At 69.9% G+C, this 17203-nt stretch carries 23 protein-coding genes and 2 pseudogenes; 14 read left to right on the forward strand and 11 right to left on the reverse strand.

The window, feature by feature from the left end:
* Positions 1 to 10: 10 nt before the first annotated feature.
* Positions 11 to 304: a hypothetical protein gene (locus IF28_RS0132515; RefSeq protein WP_030228037.1), complete on the reverse strand. Its 294-nt coding sequence runs from the start codon at positions 302 to 304 to the stop codon at positions 11 to 13.
* 130 nt (positions 305 to 434) lie between these two features.
* On the opposite strand from IF28_RS0132515, the gene IF28_RS40420 reads away from it, so the two are divergent.
* The 4 genes and pseudogenes from IF28_RS40420 to IF28_RS38335 form a co-directional block, all read left to right on the forward strand.
* Positions 435 to 764 (forward strand): transposase, encoded by a 330-nt coding sequence (locus tag IF28_RS40420; RefSeq protein ID WP_106982190.1) that lies wholly within the window; start codon positions 435 to 437, stop codon positions 762 to 764.
* A 195-nt stretch (positions 765 to 959) separates the two neighbouring features.
* Positions 960 to 1493, forward strand: a complete 534-nt coding sequence (locus tag IF28_RS38330) for a GNAT family N-acetyltransferase (protein WP_078621585.1) — start codon at positions 960 to 962, stop codon at positions 1491 to 1493.
* Positions 1494 to 1664: 171 nt separating this feature from the next.
* Positions 1665 to 1763, forward strand: a pseudogene (locus IF28_RS40060) (GNAT family N-acetyltransferase); the annotation flags it as partial.
* Between the two features lie 61 nt (positions 1764 to 1824).
* Positions 1825 to 2285 (forward strand): annotated as a pseudogene (locus IF28_RS38335) (IS5 family transposase); the annotation flags it as partial.
* Here IF28_RS38335 and IF28_RS0132525 read toward each other — a convergent pair.
* Together IF28_RS0132525 and IF28_RS0132530 are read right to left on the reverse strand one after the other, a co-directional pair.
* A complete protein-coding gene (locus IF28_RS0132525) occupies positions 2264 to 2848 on the reverse strand; it encodes a hypothetical protein (protein WP_234325395.1) in 585 nt (194 codons plus the stop codon). The pseudogene IF28_RS38335 and the gene IF28_RS0132525 overlap by 22 nt on opposite strands.
* A gap of 398 nt (positions 2849 to 3246) precedes the next feature.
* Positions 3247 to 3435: a hypothetical protein gene (locus tag IF28_RS0132530; RefSeq protein ID WP_030228042.1), complete on the reverse strand. Its 189-nt coding sequence runs from the start codon at positions 3433 to 3435 to the stop codon at positions 3247 to 3249.
* Between the two features lie 427 nt (positions 3436 to 3862).
* On the opposite strand from IF28_RS0132530, the gene IF28_RS0132535 reads away from it, so the two are divergent.
* Positions 3863 to 4081, forward strand: coding sequence for a hypothetical protein (locus tag IF28_RS0132535; RefSeq protein ID WP_030228045.1), 219 nt, complete (start codon positions 3863 to 3865; stop codon positions 4079 to 4081).
* A 94-nt stretch (positions 4082 to 4175) separates the two neighbouring features.
* Here IF28_RS0132535 and IF28_RS38965 read toward each other — a convergent pair whose 3' ends face one another.
* Both IF28_RS38965 and IF28_RS0132540 read right to left on the reverse strand, forming a co-directional pair.
* Positions 4176 to 4376, reverse strand: a complete 201-nt coding sequence (locus IF28_RS38965) for a ferredoxin (protein WP_234325396.1) — start codon at positions 4374 to 4376, stop codon at positions 4176 to 4178.
* Positions 4377 to 4559: 183 nt separating this feature from the next.
* A complete protein-coding gene (locus IF28_RS0132540; protein ID WP_030228049.1) occupies positions 4560 to 5306 on the reverse strand; it encodes a dienelactone hydrolase family protein in 747 nt (248 codons plus the stop codon).
* A gap of 14 nt (positions 5307 to 5320) precedes the next feature.
* Here IF28_RS0132540 and IF28_RS0132545 point away from each other — a divergent pair, with 14 nt between their 5' ends.
* Complete coding sequence (locus tag IF28_RS0132545; protein WP_030228051.1) at positions 5321 to 5674, forward strand: hypothetical protein; 354 nt, start codon at positions 5321 to 5323, stop codon at positions 5672 to 5674.
* A gap of 181 nt (positions 5675 to 5855) precedes the next feature.
* Here IF28_RS0132545 and IF28_RS0132550 read toward each other — a convergent pair whose 3' ends face one another.
* The 3 genes from IF28_RS0132550 to IF28_RS0132560 form a co-directional block, all read right to left on the reverse strand.
* Complete coding sequence (locus IF28_RS0132550) at positions 5856 to 6929, reverse strand: alkene reductase (RefSeq protein ID WP_030228052.1); 1074 nt, start codon at positions 6927 to 6929, stop codon at positions 5856 to 5858.
* Between the two features lie 314 nt (positions 6930 to 7243).
* Positions 7244 to 7723: a MarR family winged helix-turn-helix transcriptional regulator gene (locus IF28_RS0132555; protein ID WP_030228055.1), complete on the reverse strand. Its 480-nt coding sequence runs from the start codon at positions 7721 to 7723 to the stop codon at positions 7244 to 7246.
* Positions 7724 to 7757: 34 nt separating this feature from the next.
* A complete protein-coding gene (locus IF28_RS0132560) occupies positions 7758 to 8672 on the reverse strand; it encodes an NADP-dependent oxidoreductase (RefSeq protein ID WP_030228058.1) in 915 nt (304 codons plus the stop codon).
* Positions 8673 to 9380: 708 nt separating this feature from the next.
* Between IF28_RS0132560 and IF28_RS0132565 the strand changes: the two genes are divergently transcribed.
* From IF28_RS0132565 to IF28_RS0132585, 5 genes are all read left to right on the forward strand, one after another.
* Positions 9381 to 9647 carry a hypothetical protein gene (locus IF28_RS0132565; RefSeq protein ID WP_030228060.1) on the forward strand — a complete coding sequence of 89 codons (267 nt, stop codon included), beginning with the start codon at positions 9381 to 9383 and terminating at the stop codon, positions 9645 to 9647.
* Complete coding sequence (locus IF28_RS0132570; protein ID WP_030228063.1) at positions 9647 to 10525, forward strand: sigma-70 family RNA polymerase sigma factor; 879 nt, start codon at positions 9647 to 9649, stop codon at positions 10523 to 10525. The genes IF28_RS0132565 and IF28_RS0132570 overlap by 1 nt, the downstream gene beginning before the upstream one ends.
* A gap of 11 nt (positions 10526 to 10536) precedes the next feature.
* Entirely contained in the window at positions 10537 to 11367 is an 831-nt protein-coding gene (locus IF28_RS0132575; RefSeq protein WP_051713958.1) for a hypothetical protein, read from the forward strand.
* Positions 11368 to 11557: 190 nt separating this feature from the next.
* Entirely contained in the window at positions 11558 to 11923 is a 366-nt protein-coding gene (locus IF28_RS0132580; protein WP_030228069.1) for a hypothetical protein, read from the forward strand.
* A complete protein-coding gene (locus IF28_RS0132585; RefSeq protein ID WP_051713959.1) occupies positions 11901 to 12590 on the forward strand; it encodes a nucleotidyl transferase AbiEii/AbiGii toxin family protein in 690 nt (229 codons plus the stop codon). The genes IF28_RS0132580 and IF28_RS0132585 overlap by 23 nt, the downstream gene beginning before the upstream one ends.
* Here IF28_RS0132585 and IF28_RS0132590 read toward each other — a convergent pair.
* The gene (locus IF28_RS0132590) at positions 12559 to 13221 is read right to left on the reverse strand and encodes a TetR/AcrR family transcriptional regulator (RefSeq protein ID WP_030228075.1); all 663 of its coding nucleotides are present in this window, start codon (positions 13219 to 13221) and stop codon (positions 12559 to 12561) included. The two genes, IF28_RS0132585 and IF28_RS0132590, sit on opposite strands and share 32 nt — an antisense overlap.
* A 120-nt stretch (positions 13222 to 13341) precedes the next feature.
* Between IF28_RS0132590 and abc-f the strand changes: the two genes are divergently transcribed.
* Positions 13342 to 14931, forward strand: a complete 1590-nt coding sequence (gene abc-f, locus IF28_RS0132595; protein WP_030228078.1) for a ribosomal protection-like ABC-F family protein — start codon at positions 13342 to 13344, stop codon at positions 14929 to 14931.
* A gap of 66 nt (positions 14932 to 14997) precedes the next feature.
* Positions 14998 to 15897: a virginiamycin B lyase gene (locus IF28_RS0132600; protein ID WP_030228081.1), complete on the forward strand. Its 900-nt coding sequence runs from the start codon at positions 14998 to 15000 to the stop codon at positions 15895 to 15897.
* On the opposite strand, the gene IF28_RS40425 is transcribed toward IF28_RS0132600, so the two are convergent.
* On the reverse strand, positions 15878 to 16249 hold the full coding sequence (locus IF28_RS40425; protein WP_078621589.1) for an integrase core domain-containing protein: 372 nt from the start codon (positions 16247 to 16249) through the stop codon (positions 15878 to 15880). The two genes, IF28_RS0132600 and IF28_RS40425, sit on opposite strands and share 20 nt — an antisense overlap.
* Between IF28_RS40425 and IF28_RS40240 the strand changes: the two genes are divergently transcribed.
* Entirely contained in the window at positions 16188 to 16316 is a 129-nt protein-coding gene (locus IF28_RS40240; RefSeq protein WP_267883078.1) for a hypothetical protein, read from the forward strand. The genes IF28_RS40425 and IF28_RS40240 overlap by 62 nt on opposite strands.
* A 185-nt stretch (positions 16317 to 16501) precedes the next feature.
* Here IF28_RS40240 and IF28_RS0132615 read toward each other — a convergent pair.
* Positions 16502 to 17203 (reverse strand): DUF475 domain-containing protein (locus IF28_RS0132615; RefSeq protein ID WP_037894481.1); only part of this gene is annotated, 702 nt, incomplete at its 5' end.

Below are 17203 nucleotides of genomic sequence, written 5' to 3' on the forward strand. Positions count from 1 at the left end.
ACGGGCTGTACTAGTACGACTTCGTCAGCTCGCCGGCGACCTCCTCCTTCAGTACCTCACCCGACAGGCCGAGGTAGGTGAGGTCGCTCGTGCTGTCCGCCGTCTTCGACGCGGTGCGGTCCAGCGGGTCGAAGGTGTACGTGGTGGACTTCATCGCGCCGGTGTCGCCCCTCTTCTGGGACTCCACGACGTGGTCGACGCCGTCGTACGCGCTCCGGGAGACGACCTCCCCCTGTGACGTCACCGATTCCTGGCGGCCGAAGGGGTCGTAGGTGTAGCCGACTGTGACCCCGGATGCCGTCACGGTCAGGCTTGTCGAAGTGGCCTGGTAGGCGGTGACCGATCTGACGATTCGGCCGTTCGTGATGCTGTGAGTACCCGGCCGTGGATCGTGGACGACGACTTGTGGGCACTGATCGAACCGCTGCTGCCGCTTGGCCGGACCGGCTCTGCCTGCAGGCATCCTCTACGTCCTCCACAACGGCATAGCCTGGCAACTGTTACCCCCTGAGCTGCGGTTCGGCTCCGGGCGGACCTGCTGGAGATGCCTGGACCGCTGGCAGAAGGCAGGCGCCTTCGACCAGTTTGCACCGCATCCTGCTGGCCGAACTGGACGCGCCCGGCGAACTCGAATGGTCTCGCGCGTGTGTGACGGCTCCCACATCCGCGCGGAAAGGGGGTGCCGACACCGGTCCGTCGCCGATCGGCCGGCGCAAGACGGGCAGCAAACATCACCTGATCTGCGACGGTTGCGGCAGCCCTGACGGCACGGCCGTGTCCGCAAAGCCGACTTCGGTGCACAGGTCAACGTGTCCCGCCGGGTATAGCCGAACGCGCACAGGTCCAAGACGACGCAGAGAGAGATCTCGGTTGCCCCGCATATCGAGCGTCCACTATCGGCAGGACCCGACCGCGCCCCGTGGTACGACAGAACGTTCACCCATGAGAAGGTTGCGGTCATGACAGTTGGCGCGCCGGACAGCGGGGTTTCACTCGAGACGAGTCGCCTGCTGCTGCGACCTTGGCGGGTAGCCGAGGCTGTCGTCCAGCGTGAACTGTGGACCGAACGTGATCCGAGAGTGCCGCCGCACCGCCGGATCGACACGGACGGACACCCCACGGTCGCGGAGCTCGAGGATTCGATCCGCACCAACAAGGTTTGGTCGACCGGGTTGCTGGCGGTCGAACGGAAGGCATCTCGTGACGTCATCGGCTACTGCGGCCTCGTCGACAGCGGACGAGGACCCGTAGGGGAACCTGAACTCGCATTCGAGCTGCTACGCCGAGTTTGGAGTCAGGGATACGCGACCGAGGCATCGTTGGCGGTCTTGGCATGGGCGCGATCATCCGGGTGCGAACGTCTGTGGGCCACGGTCTGGGACTGGAACACCGCTTCGCGCCGAGTGCTGGCCAAGGTCGGATTCACAGAGACCGATCGGAAGGAAGTGGACGCGGTGCACGGGACCACCCTATTCACCACGAGACGCCTCTGACATATCCGAAGCCCGGCGAACGGATCGGGATCAGATAAAGGTGGCGACACCCGCGCATTCTCACCGGAGAGCTCGGGCGTTCCCTTGGCTCAGCTGGTGCCATCGGCACCGACCCTGACGCAGCATGCCCCCCGAGCCTCGTGAGGCTACGGGACAACCCTCAGGTAGCACTTCGAGGCCTGGGGCTTCCGCAAGGTCGGGGAGCGTCAGCCTTTCCCGGACTCCCCGGTGTACGCGGTCATGCTGGCTGAACTGCCACTCTCACGCTGACGCATCATCGTCGGCCGGCAGGTCGCGAACCACATGCGGACCGCGCTCCCGCTGGAAGTTCAAGTACGGCTCGAAGATCCATCTGATCACCGAGCGGACCGGTCTGCCCCTGTCCGTGGGCATCTCCGATGCCCATGTCCACGACAGTCAGGCCCTGATCCTGCTCGTGAAGGGCATCCCTCCAGTCCGGTCCCGCCGAGGACCGCGCCGACGAAGGCCCGGCAAGCTCCACGCGGACAAGGGCTACGACTACCGTCACCTGCGGCACTGGTTGGCACAGCGCGCTATTCAGCACCGCATCGCACGTAAGGGCATCGAGACCTCACAGCGACTCGGTCGACACCGCTGGACGATCGAACGGACAATGGCTGGCTTGCCGGCTGCCGCCGACTCCACCGCCGTGACGAACGCAAGGCCGATCACTTTCTCGCCTTCGCGAGCATCGCCTGCACCATCATCTGCTTCCGCGGGCTCAACTCTGGGAGAAGCCGCGCGAGCGCTCAGGCGTTGGCGGCTCCGTAGTGGAGGGCGCCGCCTATCGGCAGCAAGTATCCAACGCCCCGTTCCTGCGGCATCTGCCCTGCCAATGTTCCGGCGTCAGCACAGCCGGAGACCTCGAACCCGACGACCCCCAAGCTGAAGGCGGCTCTGGTGAACGTCTCCCTGCCGATGGCAGCCAGCCAGTCGTCCATCACGTCGGATCTGAAGAAAGGCCGACCGTCCCAGTAGGCGAGGCCGGCGTTGCCCAGCGCGCCGACCGGAACATAGAAGTCCAGCCAGTCGCTGCTGTCATCGCCGCCACGGATGGCCACACAACCACACACGACCAGCTGGTTCGTCGGCAGACGCACCTGACCGCGAAGGTGGCCGTACTCGGTCAGAGAGCCAACTGTGCACGGCACCGGATCCTGCTCCTCAGGCTCGAGGTCGCTCCTGCCGCAGCACCCTTGGACACCTGCCGCAACCCACAGGGCTGTCAGTACGTCCTGCAACCGGGCATCATCGGTCGCCCCGATCTCGATCGCCAGCTCATAGAAGCCGTCGGACCAGTTGGTCGGGTTCCGGAAGGAAGCAGAAGACGTCATGACGTGATCATGCGTCCATGCCTGGTCCAGAGCCACCGTATTCGGGCTGCGGTCAACCAAATGAGATGACGTCTCAAGCCAGTACCACCATCGAGGAGCACGAGTGACGGCACGGGACACCGCTCGTGAGCTGGATGTCCACGTGCACAGCGAAGCCCCGGGACTCATGCCGCCGCCCTGAGTCCCGGGGCTTCGTGCAGCGCGAGCCGTCAGCTCGGCTTGGGTTCCGGCTTTGAGGCCGGGCCATCTTTCGGACCCACTGGCCGTCCGGCGCCGCCTCCGGCGGACTTGAGGCCATGCTGGTCGAGGAGGTGGGCGGGCGCTGCGAGACGCCGGGACGGGGCCGAGGGCAGGCGGTCTTTTCGAGGGGATGTGGTCCCTCGTCCTGTGCCGGACCGTCATGCGTGGAAGCACTCCGGATCGGTCTCACCAGCCGCGGTGAAGCACAGCCGCAGGCCGGCTCGGTCCGGGGCGCCAATCATCGCGGTGAAGCGGTAGACGTCGGTGTCCGCGGTGCTGTCGATGACGACTCTGCGCGGCCGGACGCCGAGGACCGACAGCTGCCCCGCTATGCAGTCGTTCCCCATCGGTACACCTCACTCGACTCCCGGGTTCGGGCCGGCCCGCCGGATCGGTCTCATCCGGCCAGGGCCCACGCAGCGCGCCGTCCCCCGCCTGCCGCATCGCACCGGGCATCCCGGCAGGTCAGAGGGTGGGACGTCCCACGGTCTCCCAAGCGAACGGATGCTGTGGCCCGCGCCCAATCTGACCGGCAATCTCTGGAGTGCCGAACCCGTAGCGCATCCCACCGGGTTCGGCCCCCGGTCGACAACGAGAAAGGAAAACAATGAAACTGCGTTCGCGTGTGATGCGTTCCGTGATGGCCGCTGCTCTGGCTGCCGGAGGCGTGACGGCCGCGGTCACGGTACCGGCCGCGGCCGCGCCGGCCCGAGCCCAGGCCTGTTACGACCACTCGGTCGGCTACGAGACGGTCGAGGTCGGCGAAAAGCACAGGTGGCCGCGTACGGGGTGGGCCACGACCAGTTCGTACTGCGCCGACATCAACGTCAAGGCCAACTTCCCGACGTACGGGTCTGCTTCCGTAAGACCGGCTGCAACAGCTCCAAGACCGCCTACTCGCGTACCTGGATCGAGGCGGCCACCAACGTCCTGGATGGAACGCAGTACTACCTACAGTTCTCCAGCTACAGCGCGGGTCTGGCGTCGGCCTGACCGTCCGGCCTCCGAACGCCTGATGGCTCCGCTTTCCCCGTACGTATGGGGAAAGCGGAGCCATCAGGCGTGAGCCCGGCTGAGTGAGTCCCGGTCACCGCAGTGGCCCTCGACGGGCCGGGCACACCGCCGCCGCCTCGCGCAAGGCATCGTCCAGGCCGGCCGCAGGGGTGGGGAGGGAGCGACGCCCGTCCTCGTCGCGCTGGTCGAAGACCTCCGGCCGCCTGCCCCGGCCGGCCGGCCCTCCCGGAACCGACAGCAGATCCTGCACCAGACCCCATTCGTCATCGCGCATGTCCAACCGTGACCACGCGACACTTCGACAACGGGCTGGGCTCGACATCCGCGAGCTGTCAAGGGGCCCTTCCTCCATGCCTCCACACCGGCGGAATCACCCGGGCCAGGCCCCTGTTCGAACCCCACCGACCACCCGAGCGGAAAGAGAACAGCCAGCTACTGCGGCAGTTGGGAATACGTCTCACCCGGGCCATGTCCCCACGTCCTCCGTCACGGGCAGGCACTCGGCGAGCAGGTCGACGACGTCGCGCCAGGCTCGCTGCGCGTGCCGTGGGTGGTAGCCGACGCCGGGGACCACGGGGTGGTCGACCGGCGGGTGGTGGAAGGCGTGCAAGGCTCCGCCGTAAACCACGAGGCGCCAGTCGACGCCCGCGGCCTGCATCTCAGCCGTGAACGCGTTCCGTTGCGCGGGCGGCATGATCGGGTCTTCCGACCCGACCCCGGCCCACACCGGGCAGCGAATGCGCGCCGCCTCGCCCGGTCGGCCCGTGGTCAGCGCGTTGACTGTCCCGATCGCGCGCAGGTCGACGCCGTCGCGCCCGAGTGCCAACCCGACGGCGCCCCCGGTGCCGTAGCCGACGGCGGCGATCCGGTCGGGGTCGGTCCGCGGCTCGGCGCGCAACACGTCGAGCGCCGCATGACCGATGTCTCGCATCCGGTCGGGGTCGGCGAGAAGCGGCATGCAACGGGCCAGCATCTCCTCGGGGTCACCCAGATAGCGCTCGCCGTGAAGGTCGAAGGCCAGCACTACGTATCCCAGCTCGGCGAGAGCATCGGCCCGGCGGCGCTCGACGTCGCCGAGCCCCATGCCCTCTGGCCCGAGCAACACCGCGGGCCGGCGGTCGACACCGGCCGGGAGCGCGAGGTGCCCGGTCATCGTCAAACCGTCGGCCGGGTACTCGACCGTACGCGTCGTAATCCTCGTCATGAGACTGGACCGTAGTGATCGTCGGGACCGGTCCGGCCGCTGTTCTGCCACTGGCAGAACAGCGCTTCGCCACCAAGCCCCGTCTGGACGTGGGCGGCTTCGTCCTCACCGACGACGACACCTACTACCGGATCCTGACGTTCGCGCACTACAGCAAGCGGGCCAGGAACGAGATTCCGGAAGGCCATCCGCTCGCGCGGTACGCGGTCACCGGGGCCGGCCTCAAGCCGGCGACCGGCGGACAACTCCCCGACGACGCGTTCACCATCCGCTACCCGGAGCTGGACCCCGCCTGGGACTTCGATTTCGGGGACCACGGTGAAATGACCCGCCGACTGCCCCGCTTGGCGGCTCTCCATCTGGAGTGAGGGGGGCTCGCGGGCAGGACGGACAGGTACTCGTCCAGGCCTCACGGACAGTGAAACGCACCGCACTGACGATGGACGTCGTCCAGCCTGAAACTGCAGGTCACAGGATCGGTGCGGGCCGAGGGCCGCGGGAGCCGGGACGAGGACATCGCCCGGCTTTCCCCGCTTGAGGGCCGGCACCCTACAGGCGCGGGTAGTCGGTGTAGCCGTGGTGGTCGCCGCCGTAGAAGGTGGCGGGGTCCGGTGTGTTGTACGGACCCCGGGCGGCCAGACGGGCGGGCAGGTCGGGGTTGGCGAGGAACAGCGCTCCGAAGGCGATCATGTCCGCGGTGCCGTCCTGGACGAGCGTGAGTGCGTCCGGGCCGGTGGGCTCGGGGTGGGTGAGCGGGTTGAGGACGAACGTGGCGGGCCAGGTCTTGCGCAGGCGTGTGGTCAGTGTCCGGTCGGTGCCTTCGATCATGTGCAGGTAGGCGAGGTCCAGGGAGCCGAGCTCGGTGACCAGGTCGGTGTAGGTGTTCTCCACATCCACCGCGTCCGTCTCGGCGATGTCGTTGTAGGGGTTTCCGGGCGAGATGCGGAAGCCGGTGCGGTGGCCGCCGATCGCTTCCGCGACGGCGGTGGCGACTTCCAGGCCGAAGCGGATCCGGCCGGTGACGCCGCCGCCCCAGTCGTCGGTGCGCCGGTTGGTGTCGGGTGCGAGGAACTGGTGGATCAGGTAGCCGTTGGCACCGTGGATCTCCACGCCGTCGAAGCCGGCGGCGATCGCGTTGCGTGCCGCGTCGGCGAAGTCGGCGACGGTGCGGGCGATGGCGTCGGCGTCCAGTTCCTGCGGGGTGACGAAGTCCATCGGCCCTTGATGGGTGAACACCTGGCCCTTCGCGGCGACGGGTGAGGGCGCGACGGGGTTCAGACCGGGAGGAAGCAGGCTGGGATGGCCGATGCGGCCGGTGTGCATCAGCTGCGCGAAGATCACTCCGTCCTCGCGGTGGACGGCATCGGTGACCTTGCGCCAGGCGGCCACCTGCTCCGGCGAATGCAGGCCCGGCGTGTCGGGGTAGCCCCGGCCGACCGGCGAGGGCTGGATCCCTTCGGTGACGATGAGGCCGGCACTCGCGCGCTGGCTGTAGTAGGCCGCCATCAGATCGGTCGCGGTGGCTCCCGGTCCGTAGGCCCGGCTGCGGGTCATCGGCGCCATCACGATGCGGTTGGCCATCGGCCGGCCGGCCACATCGATCGGGGTGAATGCGTCCGTCATGGAAATCTCCCTGTTGTCACGGAGCATGGAAGAGAAGAGGAGCCGGCCGTAGCGCGGATGCTCCGCGGGCGGTTCCGGCGCACCGGCCGGGGCGGCGGGGTCTGTGCCCGTGCGGCGCCTGCGGGCCCACGGCGCGCCAATGTGCGTATACGTGTTTTCCTCGACCGCCGCGGTGATGCCCTGCTCATACGCGTCGTCGAGGCGTCCGCGGAGGGTTGTCGCCCCGGGTGGCGAGGGCTGCCCCCGGGGCGCCCTCGCTCCGCGCGGGGCAGGGGGCGGTTCGCCCGGCGAGTGGGCCGCCTGCCCGTGCCCGGTCAGTCGACAGGTGCCTGCCGGCTGTGGTCCCTGACCGACTTCTCGATGGTGCGGGCACACGCGGTGAACATCTCGACCTGGTCAGGGGTCAGGTCGCGTACGGAGATCTGCTCCAGGGCGCGCCACATGTCGGCGATGGGCTCCCGCAGGGCGCGGCCGGCGTCGGTGAGGTGGACCACCATGACCCGCCGGTCGTGGGGAGCGGGTTCCCGGGTGAGCAGTCCGGCCTCCTGCATGCGGCGCAGTGACTTGGAGACGGTGGAGTGGTCGAGGCCGACACGCTCCAGGAGTTCCGCCTGGGTCCGGCCGTCGCGGTCGAAGAGCTGCATCAGCAGCAGCTCCTGTCCCGGGTGCAGGTTCATGGCGCGCAGCATGGCGGCGGCGTGGCCGCGGTGCGCGCGGGCGAGCTGGAAGATGGCGTAGCTCAGTCGCCCGTCGCGCGCCGCGTCCGGCAGGTCGGGTGAGGTGGTGTCGGACATCGCTGCTCCCTGGTGACGCGGTTGGACCGGTCGGTCAGTCGACGGTGAGGACGATCTTGCCGCGGTTATGGCCGCCGTCGCTGGCCTGCTGCGCCTTGGCGGCTTCCGCCAGCGGGTGGGTGGCGCTGATCGTGGTCACCAGTGTGCCGTCGGCGGCCTGCCGGGCCAGTTCGGCCAGCCGTGCGGCGGAGCGGCGCTGCGGGCCCTCGGCGAAGACGACGCCGAGTTCACGGGCGCGGAAGTCGGCGGTGGTGACGATCCGGTCGGTGCCGCCGCGCAGGGTGATGGAGTTCTCCAGTGCGCCCTTGCCCGCGGCGTCGAAGACGGCGTCCACCCCGTCGGGGGCGAGCTCTCGGACCCGCTGGACCAGGTTGTCCCCGTAGACCAGCGCGGTCGCGCCGAGCGAGGTGACGTACTCCTGGTTGGCCGGTCCGGCGGTGCCGATGACGCGGGCGCCGCGTGCGACGGCGAGCTGGACGGCGATGGTGCCGAGCGCGCCGGACGCTCCGTGGATCAGCAGCGTCTCGCCTGAGGCGACGCCGAGCAGGTCCAGCACGCGTTCGGCACCGTCGCTCGCCACGGGCAGGGCGGCGGCGTGTGTCCAGTCCAGGCCGGCCGGCTTGGGCGCGAGGACGGCCGCGGACGCCAGGGCGTACTGGGCGTAGGAGCCGGTGTCGGACCAGCCCAGGACCTCGTCGCCCACCTTCAGGTGGTCGACGTCCTCGCCGACGGCGTCGACCACACCGGCGATCTCCCCGCCGGGCACGGCGGGCAGCGTGGTGGGGAAGATCGCCTCCATGACACCGGAGCGGATCTTGCCGTCCACCGGGTTGACGCCGACAGCCCGTACCCGCACACGGACCTGGCCGGGGCCGGGTCGAGGGATGTCGATCTCCGCCTCGTGCAGGACCTCGGTGCCGCCGAACGCGTCGAAAACGATGGCCTTCATGGTTGCTGTCTCCTCAGGTGGATTCGCCGCACCGGCCACTTCTGTGGCCAGCCACATAAAAGTAACACCGATTATGTGGCTAGCCAAGTAATTGCTCCGGGTGAGCTCCCGGAGGTCACCCGCACCCTGCGTGTGGCGCCGCGCCCGCGGTACCCGCCGTGCACCACGGGCCCTTCGCCCGCTGTCGGCCGTTCGCCGGCGACCGGGGCGCACCGGCGGTCCCGGCCCGGCGCAAAGCCCGACGCGAGCACGGCTGTCCCCGGCGCCGGGACTGTCGAACGGGGGCTCCGGCGCGCGTTCCGTGGTGCCGGTGAGTCGGGGTGCACGCTCCGTCACTTGGACGCGAGGTGTCCCAGGCGCACGGACAGTGGATCGTGCGGCCCCCTCTTCCTTCTTCAGCACAGGGGGCCGCACGTGGTGCGGCGTCGAGTGGCGCCTTGTGAGCATTCATGATGAGGGATCGCGTGCAATTGCAGAGCAGAAGTGCTGTTTTTCTCCTCAAAGGGATGAACCCCCGCGCTACGAGGCCCGCGAGGCGGGTGGCGGGGCGTAGCGGGAGATGGCGAATCTTCTTATTGTTCCGTAATCCCATGATCACATAGCGTCGGACGGCTGTGTGCGGCCATTCTGGCGGTCCCTCCTGATGGCGCTTCAGCACCGCCCGACGGAGGGCTCATTGGTGCCGTTCGATCACAGGAACAGAGTGCGATGTCGAGTAAGAAGGTGGTGGCCGCTGTCGTCCTGGCGGCGGCCCTTACATGGAGCACGGTGATGACCGTGCTCGGGCACGCGGCCGCCGCGGCGGTCCTGCTGCCCTCCCTGGGCCTGCTCGTGCAGCAGGTCGTCCAGGCGCTCACGGCGTCCGACGGACGTCCCCGTCCCGCGGACGCCGTACCGTCCTCCGCGGACGCCGTACCGCCCTCCGCCGGCGACCCGGCCGGACTGCGGCGGGACGGTCAGGAGGCGCCGCGGTGATGCCGTCGTCCGATGCCGCCCAGCCCCCACCACACAGCGTAAGACGGGGCCGCCCGCCGGCCCCCATCTCCCCGGAAGCGGGCCCGCTGCACCGCGCCTGGCTCGAACCCGTCCGCAACGTGCACCGCACCAGCGGCCTGACCCTGGACGATCTCGTCGACCGGTCCGGTTACTCCAAGACCCGGATCAGCGAACTCCTGCGCGGAAACGGCTACTACCCCGCCTGGGAGATCACCTTCAGCGTGATCCGCGCCCTGGACATCCCCACGGAACCCATGCGCCGGCTGTGGACGGCCGCCGCCCGCGAAGCCCGCAAGGGGCCGGAGTGGATCCGCCAGTGCATCGAACAGGTCGCCCACGAGGCCGAAGGACCCCCACTGCCCTACCAGGCGTTCACCGACACCATGTACCACCCCTACCTGGAATACGCCCGAGCCTTCCTCCTGACCGACCGGCGGGCCCGGGGTGTCGTCGCGGAGACCAACGACATCCTGTGGCTCTCCTGGAGCGAAGCCACCGCCAGCGCCAACCTCAACCGCTACGCCTGGCTCCTGCTGCGCTCCCGGGTCATGCTCCGCACCCCCCGCCACGAAGGCCACCCCGACCTGCGCGCCGCCGTCTTCTCCACCCGCGAGATCCGCACCCGTCAGGACCCCGGACACATGATCGCCCTGTCCGAACTGGTCGATCTCTTCGACGCCGTCAGCCGCCTGCCCGACGACCAGATGGACGTCGCCGTCCTGCACTACCTGTGCGGCATCCCCGACCAGCACATCCCCCACGTCCTCGGCCTGAGCCCCGCCATCGCCCACGCCGTCGACCACCACGCCCGCGCCACCGTCGAGGCCCTCCTCGACGCCCCCGACACCCGGGAGTGACCCCGCCCGCCATGTCTGCCATCGACCAGCTCCTCGCCCGAGCCCGCCTGCACCACCATCCCGACGTCCCCGACGACACCGTCCCCCACGACGACGGCACCTGCCCCGCCCCCCTGCCGGCCGCGGCCCCGCCCGCCGGCCCTGACCGCCCCGACGCGGCCGCGGCCCGGCAACTGCACACGCTGTGCGAAACCGCCGTCACCGCCCTCACCCCCGACGTCCTGGCCTTCCTCACCGACCAGGTCCCCGACCACCACAGCGCCTGGCTCCTGGGCTGTGCCCTCCACCTCGCGGGCATCGAGGACGGCGCCCGCTTCTGGTGGCAGTACGCCGCCGGCGACGGCCACCCCCCGGCCTGCTACACCCTCTCCCTGCACCACCGCGTCCGCGGCGAACAGCACGCCGCCGCCTTCTACGCCCAGCAGACCGGCCTCGACCTCACCCCCGAGGACGGGGCGCCGGAACCCCTCGCCGTCGCCGGCACATGCCCGCCCACGGACATCCGCTTCGACGCCGGACTCCCCACCGTGCTCCGCATACTCAGCGAACTCGCCGCCCCGGGCCGCCGACGCCGGTCCCACCGCATCGACGCCCTGACCAACTACGTCGCCGACGCCGTCACCCCCCATTACGACCGCCACCCGAACATCGAACTGCCCGTCCCCGAACCCCGGTTCGCCGACAGGATCGACTTCCTCCTCACCGCCGCCCCACCGTGGAAGGCCCGCACCCGCACCCCCCGCGCCACGGCGCCCGCCCTGCCCGTCCGCGCGGACCACGACCGGAACGGGAACTCCCGGGCACGGCCGTCCTGCGCACATCGGGGCGCCGCCACGTCCTGACCCGGACACCGGCCGCGTGGCAGCGGGGCGCTCGCGCTCCGCCGTGCGGTCGGGCCAGGCCAAAGGGCGCACCGGGACCGCGAAGGCATGGTGCGCGATCCGCTCGGACGATGCTCCTCGGCCCCCGCGTCCGGTACCGGGCCCCGCGCGGCCTTCGACGGACTCGGCGAACGGAGGGACAACGCCGGGCATGGACCCGCTGCACCACCGCTCGCTCGAACCCTCCGCCGCAGATGTGCTGCGTGCCCGGTACGCGGGCCGTCTGCCCGGCCGCCTGGACGAGCTGACCGGACCGGTGCACGGGCGGGTCGAGCTCCCGCTGCACATCGCCTGGTCCGGCCTGCGCGCGTACGACCTCGACCGGCCGCGTCAGCGGATGAGCCTCTACCGGACCGTCCTGGCCGAGGGACGGCGCCAGGACCTCCTCGCCTTCCTGAACCGGGACCTGCTCGCCTCCCAGTGGCCGGCGCTGCGCACCCTGGTCGGCAGGCACATCCGCGATGTGTGGGAGGACGCCTTCCCCGAGCTCGCCCGTGAGGCGTCCACCGCCGCGTGAACCTCAGCGGCCTACCCGCCGTCTCCTGTCCGACGTCCTCGCCGTCGGCACGCCCTACCCGCTGGTCATCACCGGCGGATACGCCGTCCAGGCGCACGGCCTGGTCGACCGGCTCAGCCAGGACCTCGACGTCGCCACGGAGAACCCCGCCCCCATGGCGGACATCGCCGAGCACCTGCGCCGGGCACTGACCGAACGGGGCTGGCGTGTGACGATGATCGGCGTCGACCCGCTGGCGGCACGCCTCGTGGCGGCCGCCCCGGACACCGGTGAGGACTGTGAGGTGGACGTCCTCAAGGAGAACCTGTGGGCCGCGCCGCTCACCACCGAGTACGGCCCCGTCCTCGCTCTCGACGACGTGATCGGCACCAAGGTCCGCGCCCTCGCCGACCGCGGCGCGGTCCGCGACCTGATCGACGTCCACGCCGCCTCCGTCCACCACACGGCCACCGAGCTCGAGCGGCTGGGCGAACGGCACGGCCGCGACGAGTTCCGCCGCCAGGACCTGCGTGACCGCCTGGCCGGCGCCGAGTGGTACGACGACGAGGAGTTCGCCTCCTACGGCCTCACCGGGGAGCAGATCACGGAGCTCAGGGCATGGGCCCAGCAGTGGACGAGAGGGGGGAGTGGTCCGGTCAGGTATTGCCGTCTGGCGGGGACTCGGTGAAGGCTCCGCCGGATGCCGCAAGGGCGGCGCTCCTGGCTGCGTGGTCGGGCAGACGAGGATCGGGTGGCGTACGGAGAAGTACCAGCTGGTGGTACAGCGGCGCGGTGGCGGCGATGAGCAGTTGCCGCGCGTTGGTGTGCACGGGGATGTCCCCGCGCCGGACTGCTCGCTGCACGACGATCTCGCAGCGTGCGTACCGGTCCTCCCAGAAGCGCTGTAGGGCACGGGCGGCTTCGTCGGAGCGGAAGGAGGCGGCGATCAAGGCTGTGGTGATCGGCGGCTGGGCGGTCAGCGCCGTCTGGATCTGGTGGTTCAGCGCCGCCAGGTCTCCTGGCAGGGAGCCGGTGTCCTCGGGCTGCCAGTCGTCGTAGCTCGCGGCGTCGAGGACGTCGGCGAGCAGTCCGCCGACGTCCCGCCAGCGTCGGTACACCGTCGTGCGGTGGACGCCCGCGCGGGCCGCGACGGCGTCCACGGTGAGTGCGTCGTAGCCGGCTTCCACCAGCTCGGTGCGCACCGCGTCGAGCACCTGCATGCGGATGCGGCTGGTGCGACCGCCCGGGCGGCGTCGGGCCGCCGTCGGAGGCGAGGAATCTCCGACCGGGAATCCGGTTGCTCGGCGGGACGGCGTCATGACAGCATCTTAATGCAACTGTTGTCGCACTAATGGAGTCGTCGATGCTCTTTCGAAGCGTTCACCTGGCCCAGCGGCCCGTGGGGGCCGCACCGACCTCGAATGCTTCGGAGTCTTCGCATGCCTACGCAGATCACCGCTCTCGCCGTCAGCAAGTCGTTGGGCGGCAGGCTCGTCCTTGACTCGGTGACGTGCTCGCTCGCCGCGGGCGAGCGCACGGGGATCATCGGCGAGAACGGGTCCGGCAAGACCACCTTGCTGCGCTTGCTCGCCGGCCTGGAACGGCCCGACCAGGGAGAGGTCATCATCCACGCCGACGGCGGCGTCGGCTACCTCCCGCAGGACGGGCGGCTGCCGCCTGGTGCGACCGTGCGGGAGGTCATCGACCGGGCCCTGGGCGAGCTGCGCGCGATCGAGCAGCGGATGCACCGCCTGGAGGCGGCGATGGCCGACGGCGACGAGTCGGGTATGGACGAGTACGGCGAGCTGCTGACGGTCTTCGAACTGCGTGGCGGCTACGAGGCCGACGCCCGCGTGGAACGCGCCCTGCACGGCCTCGGCCTGAGCCCGCTGGACCGTGACCGTACCGTGGGCAGCCTGTCCGGCGGTGAGCAAGTCCGGCTGCGCCTGGCGGCCGTTCTGGCAGCAAGCCCGGAGGTGCTGCTGCTGGACGAGCCGACCAACCATCTCGACGAGGAAGCCCTCGGCTGGCTGGAAGAACACCTGCGCACCCGGCGCGGCACCACCGTGGCGGTCTGTCACGACCGCGTCTTCCTGGAACGCGTGGCCACCAGTCTGCTGGAAGTGGACGCCGACCAGCGCAGCGTGATCCGGTACGGCAACGGTTACGCCGGCTACCTCGCCGAGAAGGCGGCAGCCCGCCAGCGGTGGGCACAGGCGCACGCCCAGTGGCAAGCCGACGTGGACCGGCTCCGTGAGACCGCCGCGACCACCGCCCGCCGGGTGGCCCCGGGCCGAGCGATCAAGGACGGCAACAAGATGGCCTACGACCGGGCGGCAGGCCGCGTCCAGCAGTCGGTGGCCAGCCGGGTACGCCAGGCAGAGGAACGCCTGCGCCGCCTCCTGACGAACCCGGTCCCGTCCCCACCGCAGCCGTTGCGCTTCGCCCCCGTACTGCGGGCAGGCCATGCACGGGGCGTCCTACTCGATGCCGCTGACGTCAGCGTCTCAGCCCGGCTCGGCCTCACATCTCTTACGGTCACGGCCGGGGAACGCCTGCTGATCACCGGGCCGAACGGAGCGGGTAAGAGCACCTTGCTGCGTGTCCTGGCTGGCGACCTGGCCCCCGACAGCGGGACCGTCACCCGCCGGGGCAGGGTCGGCTACCTCCCGCAAGAACCGCAACTCGGCCGACCGGACGACACGTTGCTGCCCGCCTTCGCCCGCGGACGAGCCGGTCAAGCCGCCGAGCACGTCGAGCAGCTGCTGGGGCTCGGCCTGTTCAACCGCGACCAGCTCACCGTTCCAGTGGGCACCTTGTCCACCGGGCAGCGGCAGCGTCTCGCCCTGGCACGGCTGGTCAGCGAACCGTCAGATGTCCTGCTGCTCGACGAGCCCACCAACCATCTGTCCCCCGCCCTCGTCGAGGACCTGGAAGCCGCCCTGGCCGACTACGACGGCACCCTCGTGATCGTCAGCCACGACCGCCGGCTGATCCGGCGCTGGCACGGTGCGCACCTCGCCCTGTAGGCGACTCCCACATCAGCCGCCGCCCGCTGACGCCCGTAATCACCCTCTTCGTCACATGGAGCCCCCATGCCCCGCCGTGCCGTCTCGATCAAGCAGATACCCGTTTCCGGCCCAGCCTCGGGCCCCTACGCCATCACCACCGGACCCGACGACGCGCTGTGGTTCACCCTGGTCCACGCCGGTGAGATCGCCCGCCTGACGCCCGACGGCCAGCTCCACCGTTACCGGCTTGACTTGGCGACCTGCGGTCCGTCGGTCATCGCACCCGGCCCCGACGGGGCCCTGTGGTTCACCCGAAGCCGGGACCACCGCATCGGACGGATCACTGTGAGCGGGCAGATGTCCTCGTTTGCGGTCCCGACACCGGGCAGCGGCCCGTTCGGAATCACACCCGCCGGCGACGGCGCGCTGTGGTTCACGCAGATGCACACCGACCAGATCGGCCGCATCAGCACCGATGGCCGCGTGACGGAGTTCCCGCTGCCCGTCAGCGGCGCCTTCCCTTCCGCCATCACCACCGGGCCGGACGACGCGCTGTGGTTCACCCTGAACCGGACGAACGCGGTGGGCCGCATCAGCGTCGACGGAGACGTCACGATCCACCCGCTGCCCACCATGCAGGCAGGCCCGGTCGGCATCACGCGTGGCGTGGACAACGCACTGTGGCTGGTGGAGATCGGCGCCGGGCAGATCGGCCGGATCAGTACAGACGGCCGCATCCAGGAATACCCCCTCCCGGACCGTGCCTGCCGACCCCACGCGATCATCGCCGACCCGGCGAGGGGTGTCTGCTGGTTCACCGAATGGGGCACCGGCCGAATCGGGTCCATCACCCCCGACGGGCACATCGAGGAGTATGACCTGCCGGGGGGCCGCTCCTGCGAACCGCACGGCCTTACGGTGGGACCGGACGATGCCCTCTACATTGCCTTGGAGATCGGAGAGATCACCCGAATCGAACCGTAGCCGACCCCTTGTGGGCCCTTCCTCCCCGCGGAGCCATCCGCATCTGAGGACGCGCGGGCCGTTGCCGCGGAGCCGACGGCGGTCCTTGACCCCGGTTCCTGGACACGGGTTGTGCGGCTTGCGTCAGCGTAGTTGATGTCATTCGGAAGGCGTTCTCGTAGGTGATGGGGCTGCGGTGACCGAGGCGGGAGTGACGGCGGTGGCCGTTGTAGCGGTGCAGCCATCGGAACGCGTCGAGCCGGGTCTCGCGCTCGTCGTCCCAGTGCCCGCGGCCCTGGAGGGTCTCGCGTTTGAACGTCTCATTGAAGGACTCGGCGAGTGCGTTGTCCGCGCTGGAGCCGACCGCGCTCATGGACTGGCGGACGCCGGCCTGGTGGCAGGCGGCGGCGAAGGCCCGGCTGGTGTACTGGGCGTCGTGATCGGTGTGCAGGACCGTTCCGGCGAGGCTGCCGCGGGTGCGTTCGGCGGCGGCCAGCGCGTCGCTTCGGGCCGCGACTCGTACACCGCGACCGCGTCCGCCTTGAACCGCGGCGGATAGATCTTCATGACCACGAGATGTCTCGGATCCTCAGGATCCAGTGTCTCGTGTGTCCAAGATCCGGGGTCAAGGCCCTCCCTTTCTCCCCTCGCTGTCGTCCGGCGCGTGGGCAATCAGAAGTGCCTTGTTACGGCGGACGGAGGACCAGAAGGAGGCGCCGATCAGGACGACGCCGACAAGACCGGTGACGATCTCGTTGATCTCGTACCGGATGGTGACGAGCAGGATCATCGCCAGGGCGCCGATCGCGTCGTGGGCGCCGTGCTCCAGGTAGACGTACTCGTCCAGGGTGCCCTGGCGGACCAGGTAGACCGTGAGCGATCGGACGTACATGGCGCCGATGCCGAGGCCGAGGGCCATCAGGACGATGTCGTTGGTGATGGCGAAGGCGCCGATGACGCCGTCGAAGGAGAAAGAGGCGTCCAGGACCTCCAGGTAGAGGAACATGAAGAAGGCGGCCTTGCCGGCCAGGGCGACCGCGGAGCGGGGCCTGCCCTCGCGTTCGGCCCGCTCCTCGGCCTCGTGCTCGTCGTCCTCCTCCTCTTCGAGCTTGTCCTCGAAGAAGCCGGAGAGGCCGCCCACGATCATGTAGGTGATCAGGCCCGCAACCCCCGCGAGCAGGACCGTGGAGGACTTGTCGACGTGCGCGCCGCCATGCTGGTGGGCGTGGGTGGCGAAGGTCATGGCCGAGATCAGCAGGATGATCAGCGCGATGCAGACCGACAGCATGTCGACCTTGCCGAGCTTGGCCAGCGGCCGCTCCAGCCA

The organism is Streptomyces sp. NRRL WC-3626, from assembly GCF_000718785.1.
Lineage (GTDB): Bacteria > Actinomycetota > Actinomycetes > Streptomycetales > Streptomycetaceae > Streptomyces > Streptomyces edwardsiae.

Coding starts and splice junctions, on each gene's coding strand:
- IF28_RS0132550 (WP_030228052.1), bottom strand. CDS start 6,929: ATGACGGACGCATTCACCCCGATCGATGTGGCCGGCCGGCCGATGGCC.
- IF28_RS38965 (WP_234325396.1), bottom strand. CDS start 4,376: ATGCGCGATGACGAATGGGGTCTGGTGCAGGATCTGCTGTCGGTTCCG.
- IF28_RS0132555 (WP_030228055.1), bottom strand. CDS start 7,723: ATGTCCGACACCACCTCACCCGACCTGCCGGACGCGGCGCGCGACGGG.
- IF28_RS0132565 (WP_030228060.1), top strand. CDS start 9,381: ATGTCGAGTAAGAAGGTGGTGGCCGCTGTCGTCCTGGCGGCGGCCCTT.
- IF28_RS38330 (WP_078621585.1), top strand. CDS start 960: ATGACAGTTGGCGCGCCGGACAGCGGGGTTTCACTCGAGACGAGTCGC.
- abc-f (WP_030228078.1), top strand. CDS start 13,342: ATGCCTACGCAGATCACCGCTCTCGCCGTCAGCAAGTCGTTGGGCGGC.
- IF28_RS0132525 (WP_234325395.1), bottom strand. CDS start 2,848: ATGACGTCTTCTGCTTCCTTCCGGAACCCGACCAACTGGTCCGACGGC.
- IF28_RS0132560 (WP_030228058.1), bottom strand. CDS start 8,672: ATGAAGGCCATCGTTTTCGACGCGTTCGGCGGCACCGAGGTCCTGCAC.
- IF28_RS0132575 (WP_051713958.1), top strand. CDS start 10,537: ATGTCTGCCATCGACCAGCTCCTCGCCCGAGCCCGCCTGCACCACCAT.
- IF28_RS0132540 (WP_030228049.1), bottom strand. CDS start 5,306: ATGACGAGGATTACGACGCGTACGGTCGAGTACCCGGCCGACGGTTTG.
- IF28_RS0132600 (WP_030228081.1), top strand. CDS start 14,998: ATGCCCCGCCGTGCCGTCTCGATCAAGCAGATACCCGTTTCCGGCCCA.
- IF28_RS0132530 (WP_030228042.1), bottom strand. CDS start 3,435: ATGGGGAACGACTGCATAGCGGGGCAGCTGTCGGTCCTCGGCGTCCGG.
- IF28_RS0132590 (WP_030228075.1), bottom strand. CDS start 13,221: ATGACGCCGTCCCGCCGAGCAACCGGATTCCCGGTCGGAGATTCCTCG.
- IF28_RS0132570 (WP_030228063.1), top strand. CDS start 9,647: ATGCCGTCGTCCGATGCCGCCCAGCCCCCACCACACAGCGTAAGACGG.
- IF28_RS0132580 (WP_030228069.1), top strand. CDS start 11,558: ATGGACCCGCTGCACCACCGCTCGCTCGAACCCTCCGCCGCAGATGTG.
- IF28_RS40425 (WP_078621589.1), bottom strand. CDS start 16,249: ATGAGCGCGGTCGGCTCCAGCGCGGACAACGCACTCGCCGAGTCCTTC.